13 protein-coding genes and 1 riboswitch are annotated in these 13,177 nt (G+C 48.7%); of the genes, 6 read left to right on the top strand and 7 right to left on the bottom strand.

The window, feature by feature from the left end; genetic code table 11:
* Positions 1-473 (bottom strand): hypothetical protein (locus tag D889_RS0114035; RefSeq protein ID WP_026291245.1); only part of this gene is annotated, 473 nt, incomplete at its 3' end.
* A complete protein-coding gene (locus D889_RS0114030; protein WP_010632794.1) occupies positions 470-1,924 on the bottom strand; it encodes a prenyltransferase UbiA in 1,455 nt (484 codons plus the stop codon). The genes D889_RS0114035 and D889_RS0114030, both read right to left, overlap by 4 nt.
* 106 nt (positions 1,925-2,030) lie before the next feature.
* Positions 2,031-2,104: riboswitch (adenosylcobalamin-variant (AdoCbl-variant) riboswitch) on the bottom strand.
* A gap of 238 nt (positions 2,105-2,342) precedes the next feature.
* Between D889_RS0114030 and nrdI the strand changes: the two genes are divergently transcribed.
* Genes nrdI through nrdF form a run of 3 tightly spaced genes read left to right on the top strand, consistent with a single transcriptional unit; the run spans position 2,343 to position 5,802 of the window.
* Positions 2,343-2,717, top strand: a complete 375-nt coding sequence (nrdI, locus tag D889_RS0114025) for a class Ib ribonucleoside-diphosphate reductase assembly flavoprotein NrdI (RefSeq protein ID WP_010632795.1) — start codon at positions 2,343-2,345, stop codon at positions 2,715-2,717.
* Positions 2,689-4,782, top strand: coding sequence for a class 1b ribonucleoside-diphosphate reductase subunit alpha (gene nrdE, locus D889_RS0114020; RefSeq protein WP_010632796.1), 2,094 nt, complete (start codon positions 2,689-2,691; stop codon positions 4,780-4,782). The genes nrdI and nrdE overlap by 29 nt, the downstream gene beginning before the upstream one ends.
* A gap of 12 nt (positions 4,783-4,794) precedes the next feature.
* Positions 4,795-5,802 carry a class 1b ribonucleoside-diphosphate reductase subunit beta gene (gene nrdF / locus D889_RS0114015; RefSeq protein ID WP_010632797.1) on the top strand — a complete coding sequence of 336 codons (1,008 nt, stop codon included), beginning with the start codon at positions 4,795-4,797 and terminating at the stop codon, positions 5,800-5,802.
* A gap of 235 nt (positions 5,803-6,037) precedes the next feature.
* Here the strand turns inward: nrdF and nrdG are convergent, their stop codons facing one another.
* From nrdG to D889_RS0113985, 5 genes are all read right to left on the bottom strand, one after another.
* The gene (nrdG, locus tag D889_RS0114005) at positions 6,038-6,571 is read right to left on the bottom strand and encodes an anaerobic ribonucleoside-triphosphate reductase activating protein (RefSeq protein WP_010632798.1); all 534 of its coding nucleotides are present in this window, start codon (positions 6,569-6,571) and stop codon (positions 6,038-6,040) included.
* 2 nt (positions 6,572-6,573) lie between these two features.
* Entirely contained in the window at positions 6,574-8,532 is a 1,959-nt protein-coding gene (nrdD, locus tag D889_RS0114000; RefSeq protein ID WP_010632799.1) for an anaerobic ribonucleoside-triphosphate reductase, read from the bottom strand.
* A 385-nt stretch (positions 8,533-8,917) separates the two neighbouring features.
* Positions 8,918-9,295, bottom strand: coding sequence for a hypothetical protein (locus tag D889_RS0113995; protein WP_010632800.1), 378 nt, complete (start codon positions 9,293-9,295; stop codon positions 8,918-8,920).
* A 19-nt stretch (positions 9,296-9,314) separates the two neighbouring features.
* Complete coding sequence (locus D889_RS0113990; RefSeq protein WP_010632801.1) at positions 9,315-9,911, bottom strand: DUF4352 domain-containing protein; 597 nt, start codon at positions 9,909-9,911, stop codon at positions 9,315-9,317.
* A 50-nt stretch (positions 9,912-9,961) separates the two neighbouring features.
* Positions 9,962-10,189 carry a hypothetical protein gene (locus D889_RS0113985; RefSeq protein WP_010632802.1) on the bottom strand — a complete coding sequence of 76 codons (228 nt, stop codon included), beginning with the start codon at positions 10,187-10,189 and terminating at the stop codon, positions 9,962-9,964.
* A 321-nt stretch (positions 10,190-10,510) separates the two neighbouring features.
* On the opposite strand from D889_RS0113985, the gene D889_RS0113980 reads away from it, so the two are divergent.
* The 3 genes from D889_RS0113980 to D889_RS0113970 all read left to right on the top strand — a co-directional run.
* Positions 10,511-11,101: a YdaS family helix-turn-helix protein gene (locus tag D889_RS0113980; RefSeq protein ID WP_010632803.1), complete on the top strand. Its 591-nt coding sequence runs from the start codon at positions 10,511-10,513 to the stop codon at positions 11,099-11,101.
* A 12-nt stretch (positions 11,102-11,113) separates the two neighbouring features.
* Positions 11,114-12,637 (top strand): class I SAM-dependent DNA methyltransferase, encoded by a 1,524-nt coding sequence (locus D889_RS0113975; protein WP_010632804.1) that lies wholly within the window; start codon positions 11,114-11,116, stop codon positions 12,635-12,637.
* Positions 12,630-13,177, top strand: a 548-nt coding sequence (locus tag D889_RS0113970; RefSeq protein ID WP_018962431.1) for a restriction endonuclease subunit S, incomplete at its 3' end; no start/stop codon positions are given. The genes D889_RS0113975 and D889_RS0113970, both read left to right, overlap by 8 nt.

Below are 13,177 nucleotides of genomic sequence, written 5' to 3'. Positions count from 1 at the left end.
GACGCCTGCTTTGATGAGATACCGGATGAAGCGGGCGAAGCACCTGACTGTGATGACGCTACAGATGCGGCATGCGATTCATGTGTCGCTGCATTTGATGCCCCTTTCCCGGATGTCTGTACCTGAACTGTACTACCGGTTGAGGCAGCAGTATGGGTATGCGACGTTGCTGTTCTGGATGCAGAAGAACTGCCCGTTTTCGGTACACTGCTGTTGTTCTTGCTGCTGAAACTTGCTAGCGAGGCCCGCTGGGAGTTCGATGTCTTCGCTTTTCCTGTACCTTGGTGCTGCGGCTTCTGCTTCCCGCTGCTGCTCGTGTCCGGTGCCGATGACACATGAGAAACGGACTGCGCGGCAATCGGGTTGTGCGATGGAATTGTTTTTGTCTGAGCGTGAAAACTGCCGATGACGAGTCCGATGCCGACGAGTATGGCAATGACCGGCAGAATAATGGTGAGAAGTGTTTTTTTCATGCGCGGCGTCTCCAGATCATTTTTCTGAAAATCAATGCAGCTGCACCGAGCAGAGCGACGATGATTCCGGCGATCAGAATAACCGGATTAACTCTGGTGCTTCGGACCGCTTTTGTCTGCGGTGCACTTTTTGTGTTGCCGGGAGCAGAGGCTTGTTTTGATGAGGCCTGTTTTACCTCTGCTTTTTTCTTAGCACTGCGTTTTTCAGGTGTCTGCTTCTTTGCGCTTACCGCCGCAGGGCTCCCGGATAAAGCGCTGGTTTCAGGTGCGGCAGCCGTTGTTGACACAGCGCTGCCTGATACCGGCTGCTGCGCCGCCGGTGATTCGGCGGAAGCAAGCTTAGTAACCGCTCGGGACGCAGAAACCGGCTGGCTGGTCTTTGAGGCAACTGCTGACGTTGTTTGTTTAGATGCTGTTTTCGGCGTTGCTGCCGCACCGGAAGATGTCGTACTTGTTTTTGCTGGCTGCTGCGCCGGTTCATTGGTGGACGGCGTCTTCACAACCGGAGCCGAAGCCGTTGCTGCCGGGAAAACGAACAGTTTGCCGCCGGAGAGGAAAACTTTGTAGGCGACATAAGCTTTAAGCACTTCATCATTCGAGACCACAGGATCCCCGGGATAGCTGGCACTCCAGTAGTAGTCGCCATCCGGTTTTTCGTACGGATAAAGGTAGGTCAGCGGATTCTTTCCGTTCTTATTGAAGCGGGGATCCGTTGCCGGGTTGATGCCGACAGCGGTCAGCCCAATTACTGCTTCAGCAGTGGTATTCGAATTTTCCCCGTAATTTGAGAACCCGCCATCAGGACTTTTCACTGCTGCGAGATAATCAACAGCATGGTTAATCGCTTCACTGACTTTCGGCTCACTCTGATATGGAGCCAGAGCGGCAAGTACCGCGCCGGTTGTATCCACATCCGGTGTGGCCGGATCGAAACCCCATCCGTTGCCGCCTCCGCCATTGGGTGCCGGGGCAGCCAGTTTCAGAATCGTGTCGATCAGTTTATCAGGTGTATTAACAGCATCTGCCGGAACCTTGCTCCCGGTCAGTGCAATAAGACCGTAAACATCATCATAGATGCCCTTCAGCGACGTGTCACCGGCCAACTTGGCTGTCAGATCCTGACTGTTGAACCGGGAGGGATCCTGCCCGAGCGCCTTCAGGCTGATGATCGTCTTCTCAAGATTCTGACCGGAGAGGTCGGTCCGTTCGGCCAGCAGTTTCAGACTGCTGTTCTTATTTTCCTGGGTCAGTACATTGTCCCTGGCGAGGCTGATCAGCGACCAGTCGTCCAGCTGCCCGGCTTTGATTGACTTGGCCAGCTGACCCGACTGAACGTGACTTTCAAGAGATGTAAGGTGTTGCTGAAAATCATTTCCGGTCGCTGCCGATGCAGTGAACGGCAGCAGAATGGCTAATAAAAAGGTTAATATAATGGCTGTGAATCGTTTCATTTTCTTAGAGCTCCCCTTATCTTCACGTCTATAAATGAAGCCCCCACTCAATAGAATGGGGGCTTATTCCCTGACCTGTCTACCGCAAGTGGTTTTGTCGTTAACGATTGTGAAGGAAAGACCGGACTGTCACCGTGACGGGATCGTTCAGGAATTTCACCTGATTCCATCATTCACAATACCTATTCATTTTCTGATTGCTTCTTCAGAATAGATCATCGAAAACAGTTTGACAAGACGTTCAGCCCTTGGAAAAAAAGTTATTACGTTTTCGAATTATGCCTGTGATCAAATTCAATCCATGTTTCAACCAGTCTGTTAGAAGAGTCACATAAAAAATAGATATATCTATATATAGACATTAAATCGCTTATGATATACAATATGCAGAAGCGCTTAGCTTTGAGGGGGAGAAGTCATGGATATCATTTTCCATTCAATGACCGGAAATGTCAGGAGGTTTCTCGAAAAGGTGCAGCTCCCTCATCGGTCAATGGACCATATTAATGACGTTGACCACCCGTTTGTTTTCGTGACCAACACGGTCGGATTCGGTCAGGCACCGGAGCAGGTGATGCGTTTCCTAGAGAAATACAGAAGCAGATTGTATGCGGTGGCGGCAAGCGGGAACCGAAACTGGGGATCGAACTTTGCTCATGCGGCCGATGAAATCAGTCGGGCGTATCATGTGCCGATTCTGATGAAATTTGAACTGAACGGGACCGATGAGGAAGTCAGGCAATTCAAAGAGAGGATGAGGCAATATGACAGGGACAGCGGCTGTCGAGTATAACAATGAAATTCTTGACCGAGATACGGATGGCTTCTACAAACTGGAAAATGATCGTAAAGCGATCGACCGGTTTCTCCAGGATGATGTATATCCCAGAATGAAGACCTTTGCGGATCCGATCAGTCGCTTTCATTACCTGATTCAGCATCACTATTATGAAGATGTTTTCAGAATGTACAGTCAGGAAGAGGTACGTCGTATTGCGGAAGTTGCTGAGCATTATCACTTTCAATTTCAGTCCTATATGGCTGTTTCGAAATTCTATCAGCAGTACGCATTGAAATCTGACGATAAAAAATATTATCTTGAAAATTACGCGCAGCATAATACGCTGGTTGCCCTTTATTACGCAGCAGGAGATGCGGACAAGGCTGAAGCGTATGTACGCGCATTGATGGAGCAGCGGTATCAGCCGGCCACACCAAGTTATCTGAACGCCGGGCGTGTGCGCGGCGGCGAACTCGTGTCCTGCTTTCTGCTCAGCATGGACGATTCGCTTAATTCGATCAATTATATCAATGCCACAGCGCAGCAGCTGTCGAAAATCGGCGGCGGTGTGGCCATTGATCTGTCTCGGCTCCGGGCACGCGGTGAAGATATCAAGGGGATCGAGGGCGTTGCTAAGGGCGTGGTCCCGGTCGCCCGCGAGCTGCAAATGGATTTCTCCTATGCGGATCAGCTTGGCCAGCGTCCGGGGGCCGGTGCGGCATATCTGAATATTTTTCACTGGGATATGCCTGAATTCCTGGATACGAAAAAAGAAAATGCAGACGAAGACGTTCGGCTGGCAACTTTGTCAATTGGTTTAATTGTACCGGGTAAATTCTTTGAACTGGCACGGCGGAACAAGCCGATGAACCTGTTTGCTCCGCATTCCGTCTTTAAAAAGTATGCACAATCACTGGCTGATATGGAGATGGACATCTGGTACGACAAACTGAGTGCGGATCCCGATGTGAAGAAGCGTTCGGTTAATGCCAGAGAAGTGCTGAATCAAATTGCTCAGATGCAGATGCAATCCGGCTACCCCTATATCTTCTTTGAAGACAATGCCAATCGGAACCATCCGCTGAAACGAATTGGGAAAGTAAGGATGTCCAACCTTTGTACGGAGATTCAGCAGCTTCAGGAAACATCAACGATCACGGATTACGGCGCGCGTGATGAGATACGCAGGGATGTCAGTTGCAATCTGGGCTCTCTGAATATCGTCAATGTCATGGAACATCAGTCGATTAAGGAGACGGTGCGTACCGGAATGGATATGCTGACAGAAGTGTCCGACCAGTCGCATCTTAAGAATGCCCCCGGGGTGCGTAAAGCCAATGCTGAGCTTCATTCTGTCGGACTCGGCGCCATGAATCTGAACGGCTATCTGGCTAAAAATCACATCGGTTATGAGTCGGCTGAGGCTCGTGACTTCGTCCGCAGCTTTTTTATGGCAGTCAACTTCTATTCCATTGAAGAATCGATGCGGCTGGCAAGAAACAAAGGAGAAACGTTCAAAGACTTTGACCGGTCTTCTTATGCGGATGGTTCTTATTTTGACAAGTATGTGGCTCAAGACTATCTGCCGAGGACGAAGACGGTTGCCGGGCTTTTTTCCGGTATGGATCTGCCGGATCAGGAAGACTGGCAGAGACTGAAACAGCAAGTCATGAAACATGGACTCTATAATGCCTACCGCCTGGCGATCGCACCGACGCAGTCGATCAGTTATGTGCAGAATGCGACACCGTCTGTGATGCCGGTCGTTGATTTGATTGAACGACGAAAGTATGGCAATGCGTATACGCTGTATCCCATGCCGTTCCTCGCTCCGGATACCATCTGGTGCTATAAATCCGCCTACCATGTCAATCAGTATCGGATGATTGATCTGATCGCAGAAATACAGCAGCACATTGATCAGGGGATTTCAACAATTTTATTTATCAACAGCGGAACCAGCACCCGCCAGCTTGCCCGCCTGTATCTCTATGCGCACTTGAAAGGGTTGAAATCGCTGTATTATACCCGTACCAAACTGCTGAATGTTGAAGAATGCCTGAGCTGTTCGGTGTGAGGAGGAAATAAATTGAAGGCAATCAATTGGAACGGCAATGATCACGAAGTTGCCAAAACATACTGGGAACAGAATATTAAGCAGTTCTGGATTCCCGAGAGATTTAAAGTGTCCCGAGATCTGGGTGCCTGGCAAGAGCTGACACCGGACGAACAGAAAGCGTATGTTGAAGTACTTTCCGGACTGACCGGTCTGGACCGTGAGCAGGGAGACAACGGCATGCCGCTGATCGCCATACAGCATGATGATCTGCATGAGCAGGCGGTATTCGGCTGGATGACGATGATGGAACACATTCATGCCAAATCGTATTCCTATATTTTCTCAACGCTGATCTCTCAGAAGCAGTCGGCTTATTACTTAACCGACTGGGTGAATAACCAGCCCCAGCTGCAAAGAAAATATGAACTGATTAGTCAGTATTATAATCAGCTGTATGCCCCGCGGCAGTCCGTCAATGTGGCGCAGCGTTATATGGCGATGGTTGCGTCCGTTTTTCTGGAGACGTTTTCGTTTTATTCCGGATTCTTTTACCCGATCTATCTGGCCGGGCAGGGAAAAATGGTTGCGTGCGGCGAAATCATCCACAAGATTATTGAAGATGAGTCCATACACGGCAGTTTTACCGGATACGTCGCTCAGAGGCTTTATCAAAGTATGGATCAGGAAACAAGAACGCAGATGGATCAAAAGAGAACCGCTCTGCTCAACGGACTTATGGCTGAAGAAGACAAGTACACAGATACGATCTACGCGCCGATTCATCTTGTCGGAGCGGTAAAAGATTACCTGAGATACAATGCCAACCGGGCATTGCAGAATCTGGGCTTCGAAGCGGCATACGACCATCGTCCGGTCAGCGCCATGGTCCTCAATGGAATCAACACAGCCACCATCAATCATGATTTCTTCTCAACGACCGGCGACTACGCGATCCCGGTGACGATCGAACCGCTTCAGGATGAAGATTTTAATTTTGATGATGAACTTAAAGAAACAGTAGGTGACCGAGCTTTTTAATTGTTCGCTCGCTCAGGTGTTTTGAAAAAGTAAAACGCTGCAGATTTGAGGCTGCAGCGTTATTATTTTGCCTGTTAAATTTTCCTGTTGCGATCAAAACGGTTCATCGTGACCTGCAAGCAGTGCGAAGACCGGAAGAGCGCTCGCGAAGACCGAAAAACCGGCTCCGAAGACCGATAGCTTTGTTTCGACCGATATTGATCTCCGCATCATGATCTCCGCATCATAGGATCGCTCACTCAATCTGATCGGTCAGATCAATGACACGATTTTCCTTAAGACTCGCCGGAACATCAATAATTCGTTGGTTAGAGGATCCCCTGAACTTCAGAGAAATATCCCGCAGCCGGTTGACAAACCGCCCGTCGACCAGGACATCTATATAAGGAAGGATCTGAGAGAGAATCGCTGATTTGCGGATAAATTCCCAGCGGTAACCGGTGTACAGCCAGATATTTTTATGAAAACGGGTTTTCAGGATACGCGCCGCTTCGAGTGCATACGGAAACTGAAACGTCAGCGGGTCGCCCCCCGAGAACGTGATCTCATTATTCTTTGTTGCGGTGGCTAAACAAATAAGCGTGTCCATCGGCAGTTCCTTACCTGCACCTGCCGACCAGGCTTCCGGATTCTGGCAGAGCGGACACTTCGGATCCTGTCCACAGCCGGCAAAAAAGATCACGGTCCGCAGCCCGAGACCGTCGGCCACGGAATCACGATAGATCTGCATAATGCGCATTTTTGTTGCGGAATGAACCAGCGCCTGCACGTTTAATCCCTCCAGTCAAACAGAATATGCCCCCGGCCGGTATGCTTGACCCGATCGGCGACCTCTTTCTGCTTACCGATATTCATCCGCTCGACGCTTCCGGTCAGATAGCCGGTGATCCGTCTGAGCCGTTCAATATCCGAACTGCCGCATTTCGGGCAGGTGTGATCGATCAGACCCTGATAGCTGCAGGACCGGCACGTGTCAATCTGGACATTCATGGCAAAGTAGGAAATGTCATGCGCCATCGCATCGTTCACGAGCTGTTCCATCGCCGGAATGTTATGCTGCGTCGAGGAGTCGACTTCCACATAGGTAATGGCTCCGCCGCGCGAGAGCTTGTGGAAAGGGGCTTCTTTGCGAATTTTCTCTTCAGCGGAAATCGGATACCAGACGGGACAGTGGAAGGAGTTGGTCAAATAGCCGCGATCGGTGACGCCTTTGATCTCGCCATATTCGCGGACCAGCCGCTGATTGATCGAATAACAGCAGTTTTCTGCCGGCGTCGAATAGACGGAGAAATTGAGGTCATATTTTTCCGACATCGCATTTTTGAAATCGGCGACATGCTGATAGACCGAGTAAGCAAAATTCCAGACATCCTCATCTTCAAATTGATGCTTCCCGAACATGGCCGACATACAGTTAGCCAGGCCGATCAGACCAATGGCCAGTGTGCCGTGTTTCAGCACCTCACGGACGGGTTCGTCGGCAGACAGCTTTCGGCCTTTCATCAGCTGATTTTCATACATGAATGGTGCCGACTTTGCCGGCTGCCTGCCCTGATAGTCGAAGCGCTCAACAAGCGCCTTCGCCGTGATCTGCAAGATCCGGTCCAAAGTTGACCAGAATCCGTCAATGTCCGGTTTGACACGCTTATCGAGGCAGATCCCATTTTCAATTCCGATCTTCGCCAGATTAATCGTTACCGGGGAAATATTGCCCCGTCCCTGATTTCCCTTAATCCCGAAGCGATCGTCGCTGATCTGCGTCCGGCAGCCCATCGTATTAAAAATCTCCTCTTTACACGTCGGTTTCTTGAAATAACTGGCGGTACAGTTCGCATAATTCGGGAACATCCGCAGGGCGGAACATTTCATGGCCAGCCGAAACAGATCGTAATTCGGCGTACCCGGCCGGTCATTGATCCCTTTAAAGTACTGGAAGACCTGAACCGGGAAGATCGGTGTCAGATGATGCTTTCCGATGCCTTCCATCGTGGCATTCAGAATGCTTTTTGTCACCAGACGGCCGCATGGGCTGGTATCCGTCCCATAATTAATCGACGTGAACGGCAGCTGATCAGCGGCCCGTGACTGAAGACTGTTGAGATTGTGAATCATGGCTTCAGCACCCTGATGCGTTTCCTCTACAGTCTTGTCCCAGGCATAGTCGCATGCTTTTCTGTACGGGTGGTCCGACGGGTAATCAGACTTATTATTGAGAAAGTGTACCGGTTCATCCGCAGACTGAATTTCATAAATATAGTTCATGCCTTCCCGGTAATAGTTCGCAAAAGATTTTTCCACAAAAGGCGCCAGATCAATATCGAGCGTGCCAGCCGCGATGCCGCCGAACTGCAAATTGCTCTGGCACTGCATAATCACGGCCGTCAGCTGCATCGCACTGGAAATTGAATTGGGCTCGCGAATATCGGCATTATTCGTTTTGAACCCGCTTTTGAGTACTTCGGCAAGATCAAGCGTCAGACAATTATGGTTTCCGGAAGCGTAAGCATTGAAATCATGTATGTAGATCCAGTTGTCCTGAAATGCCCTTCTGACATCGCCGGAAAGCAGCTCGTCCATCGCATACTGTTTGGTTACATTATTGGCAACCCGGACATTGCGGGCTGAAAAGACCTGCTCCGCCAGATTGGCATTCTCATTCTCCAGGTTTTCCAGATTCATCGTTTTCTTAACCATCGCCATCGTGGCGTCCAATGTATTCTCTGCAATCATTTTATCAGCGCCCTTCTACCTGACAGGCCTATTTCCATTGACTGAAACAGGTCATCTTCAGATGCCATTATATCAACATATACGTATAAATAATACATTAATATCTACATGTTGAATAAATGTCACATTATCCGCTTTTTGCTTAAATGAAGGACAAACAGTGCATGAATATTCATGAGATCGGCGGATGATGATCCGATCAGCGGAATACACGCTCATTCACAAGCTCAAAGATCGGTATACCCGCCGACCGGCGTTTGTTGATGAGTTAACTAGAATTCGCTGAATAGGTTGCCCATTTTCCAATATTCATTCAAAAATAAAACCCCCTGTAACAGCCGGCGAAGGTCCGGGTGCAGAGGGCTTTTCATTCAAAAGAATCGTCTTATTTAGTGGTGGATAAGCGATCGCTGCCCACATTCTTCTGAATCAGTGTGAAAACAGCGGCCAGAATCGCAAGGATCAGTGCGGGAAAGGCCAGGAACATCGTCAGCAGGAAGCAGCCCATGCCGACGATCCCGAGCACATGCCCGACGATCGAGATGCCTGCTTTCCGGGATTTGATCAGCGCCACAATATGAAGCACGAGCGTGATCGCAGCGCAAACGTAGAAGAAGGTGCCGACGCCGCCGGTCGCGTGCGACCCGGTGGCGACATCGCCGAACGCTGCAGCGAAAACGGCAAACCAGGAAATCAGGATCAGTACGGCCATCACAATGTCGACAATACCGGTGGCAAGATTAATGGATAATTTCTTTTTCAAAGTGATTTCCCCCTAAAAGTTAGAAGTGAATCGGAACACTGTATTTCTTCTGTGTCAGCATGGCATCTCCGGCCATGACGTCGAATTTGAACGCGCCCTGGGTAAACTTTTTGGCCTGATCCTCTTTAAGCGGGAAGATGACATAGCCGGAAAGTTTGGCACCGCTGGCCACATCGCCATCCTTGAATGCGTCTTCCACATTCACATCGGCGCCGACCAGACCGTCGATCTGAGTCCCGTTGCTGAGCACTACATGGCCCTGAGACGGATAAGTTGTTGCGGAGTCTTTTGCCTTATTTGAAACACTCATATGGATTAAAAGTGCATATTTTACATCGTCAAAATTATTGTCTGCCAGATTCATATCCGAAACATCACGGATCTCTGCAGAATCGACTTTTGTCGTCTGGCCGGCCGACGTATTGGCAAAGCTAAGTTTTGCCAGTTTGTGAATCGACTTTGGTGCTGAGGATGAAGAACTGCTTGAGGATGCAGTTGAGGATGAAGCAGCACTTGATTCAGAAGCACCACTTTTGTCTACAGCCGTATTCTCCGAGCAGGCGCTCAGGGCAAAGATGAGGATTAAAGCAATCGGTACCAGCAATCCCTTTTTCATCAGGAAGCACTCCTTTAATTTGTAGAGAGTTTGATTATCAGTTTACAAGTTTACTGATATATTAATGTATAACCGGTCAGATCAAGCGCCATCTCAATACCCTTCAGCTGTTCGGTCAGAACGATCTTATGGGCCTCGTCAAGCGCTGAGGTCGATTGTTTCAGATGATCAATTTCTTTCTCCATATACTCAATCGTGTTTAGCAACTCGTTTTTACTTTCTTCTGTCAGATGTGAACATTGATCCACCGGACCTGCCGGCATAATGGTTAATTGCATCTGCTCTGTCTCCTTTGATAAACACTAACTCACAGAAAAAGATCATGAACACGTTTCCAGATCCGTTTGCCGGCTGATCCGGCTTAAATTATGGCCCGACTGTTGAGACTTTTTGCCGGATTGACCATAATAGAGATAAGTTGCGGCGGCACGTTATGCTGCGCCTGCCTGGGTTCTGCATCATTCCGGAATGATGTATGAAGAGATCCGGCCGGGTTCTCAACATGATTAAAATAGCAGAAAATATTGACTCAGTCAATAAGCGGAATTAAAATAATATTGACCGAGACAATTGGCAATGCCCGAACGGGTGGTGATGGATTGATCGGTTTGGAGTATGTACTTGGGCTCTACAACATGCAGCAGCTTGAACTGGCCAACCGGCTGGGGATTAAGAAGCAAAATATTAATCTGTGGCTGAAAGGCAAACAGAATATCCCGAAGAAGTATTTGCCGACACTGGAGAAGCTGTTTCACGTCGACGGCGCCACGCTTTCCGGCGAATTGAACGAGATCGACAAGCTGGAAATCCAGAAGGAGAAGCTGAAGGCTGAGCTGAAGCCGATCATTGAGCGTCAGGAACAGGTACTGAGCCGCGGCGGTGAGAAGCTGGAGTCGGTACCGGTTTACGATCAGGAAGAGATCAATAAGATTGAACGGAATATTGAGAAAGAGAAACTGGTCGAGCGGTTTAAAGCATCGCTGGAACAGGTGGACCGGCATCCGTATATGGATAACTATCGGATCATTATCGAACTTCTCGAACAGGCCGGATCGGAAATCATTTTTCAAAAAACGATCCAGGCTTTAGCCCATTATCTGAATGTCCTGCCCGGCGAGATTACGACCGGACCGGAGCAGGAAGAATTCGAACAAGCATTGTTTGACGTGCTCGATGATTACAATTACTGAGGAGAGACACAGATGGTAGAATCAACAGCAAACATCGGATTTGAAGAAACACTGTGGAAAGCAGCGGATAAGCTGCGCGGCAGTATGGATGCCAGCGAGTACAAGCATGTCGTGCTCGGGCTGATCTTTTTAAAATACATATCGGACAAGTTTGAGATGAAGCATCAGGCACTGGTCGATGAAGGTGCAGGGTTCGAAGAGGAGCGGGATGAATACCTGGCGGAAAACATCTTCTGGGTGCCGAAAGAAGCCCGCTGGGAACATATCCGCGACAATGCCAAGAGTGAGAAAATCGGTCAGATCATTGACGACGCAATGATCCTGATCGAGAAGGATAACGACACCTTGAAAAACGTACTGGAAAAGCGTTATGCCCGTCCGGAGATTGATAAACGGCGGCTCGGCGAACTCGTCGATCTGGTGTCGACGATCAAACTCTACACGACGGGTGAACAGGATTTACTTGGCCGTGTGTATGAGTATTTTCTCGGCATGTTTGCCGAAGCGGAAGGAAAAGGCGGCGGTGAATTCTATACGCCGACCGGTGTGGTTAAGACATTAGTCTCGATGATCGAACCGTTCAGAGGGCGTGTATATGATCCCTGCTGCGGTTCCGGCGGGATGTTCGTCCAGAGCAGTAAGTTCGTCGCCAGGCACAAGGGCCGTCTGACCGATCTGGCCATCTATGGACAGGAACTGAACGCAACCACCTGGAAGATTTGCAAAATGAACCTGGCGATCCGCGGCCTGTCCGGCGACATCGGCCCGAATCAGGACGACACGTTCCATAACGATCTGCATAAAAACCTGAAGGCGGACTTCGTTCTGGCTAATCCGCCGTTCAACATCAGCGACTGGGGCGGCGATCAACTGACCGAAGACGTCCGCTGGGCCTACGGCGTTCCGCCGCAGGGTAACGCCAACTATGCCTGGCTGGAACACATTATTTATCACCTGTCTCCGCGCGGCGCAGCCGGTGTCGTCCTGGCCAATGGCTCACTCAGCACGAGCACATCCAATGAAGGCGAAATCCGTAAGAATCTGCTCGAGGCCGATCTGGTCGATGCTATTGTCGCGATGCCGGACAAGCTGTTCTATTCCGTCAGCATCCCGGTTTCCCTCTGGATTCTTAACCGGAATAAAAAGGGTCAAGCGACGCAGCGGGACCGGTCACACGAATTCCTGTTCCTTGACGCCCGCCATCTTGGCAGCATGATCGACCGCCGTCACCGAGAACTCAGTCAGGAAGACATTGATAAAATTGCCGGCACCTATCACCAATGGCGCAATCGGGATGGAAAATATGAAGACGTCAAAGGCTTCTGCAAATCGGCAACACTCGATGAGGTCAAAGAAAATGATTATATTCTGACGCCCGGCCGCTACGTCGGCATTGAAGAAGAAAAAGACGATGGTATTCCCTTTGACCAGAAAATGGATCAGTTAACCAGTGAACTCAGCGACCTGTTCGACCAATCTCATAAACTTGAAGAAGAGATTAAGAAGAATTTGAGGGGGATTGGGTATAATGTCTAATTGGGAATATGTTGAATTAGGGGATATTGCTCAAATAAAAGGTGGAAAACGACTACCAAAAGGGGAAAAGCTTACTAAGAACAGGAACAATCACCCGTACATTAGAGTTAGGGATATGAATATTAGTAAATTTGTTCAGTTAAATCAAGATATTATGTATGTTGATGAAAAGACTCAGCAAAAAATTTCTAAATATACGGTAAGAACAAATAACATAATAATTTCAATTGTAGGTACCATTGGACTGGTTTCCAAAGTGCATGCATCTTTGGATAATGCAAACTTGACGGAAAACTGTGCCAAAATAGTCAATCTGAATGGAGTTGATTCAGATTTCCTTTATTATTATCTATCATCTGTTTATGGTCAATACGAAATAAAAAAAGGAATAGTCGGTTCGACTCAACCTAAATTTCCAATTTATAATATTGAAAGGGTAAAAGTTCACTTACCTTCCATGATTATACAAAAGTCAATCGGCTATATTCTTTCAAATTTGGATGAGAAAATCGAAATAAACAATAGGATAAATCAGAATTT

Source organism: Sporolactobacillus vineae DSM 21990 = SL153 (genome assembly GCF_000377985.1).
GTDB classification, from domain to species: domain Bacteria; phylum Bacillota; class Bacilli; order Bacillales; family Sporolactobacillaceae; genus Sporolactobacillus; species Sporolactobacillus vineae.
This window is presented reverse-complemented; position numbering and strand designations above follow the sequence as displayed.

Coding starts and splice junctions, on each gene's coding strand:
- D889_RS0113985 (WP_010632802.1), bottom strand. CDS start 10,189: ATGCAATTAACCATTATGCCGGCAGGTCCGGTGGATCAATGTTCACAT.
- D889_RS0114030 (WP_010632794.1), bottom strand. CDS start 1,924: ATGAAACGATTCACAGCCATTATATTAACCTTTTTATTAGCCATTCTG.
- nrdE (WP_010632796.1), top strand. CDS start 2,689: ATGACAGGGACAGCGGCTGTCGAGTATAACAATGAAATTCTTGACCGA.
- D889_RS0113990 (WP_010632801.1), bottom strand. CDS start 9,911: ATGAAAAAGGGATTGCTGGTACCGATTGCTTTAATCCTCATCTTTGCC.
- nrdD (WP_010632799.1), bottom strand. CDS start 8,532: ATGATTGCAGAGAATACATTGGACGCCACGATGGCGATGGTTAAGAAA.
- nrdI (WP_010632795.1), top strand. CDS start 2,343: ATGGATATCATTTTCCATTCAATGACCGGAAATGTCAGGAGGTTTCTC.
- D889_RS0113975 (WP_010632804.1), top strand. CDS start 11,114: ATGGTAGAATCAACAGCAAACATCGGATTTGAAGAAACACTGTGGAAA.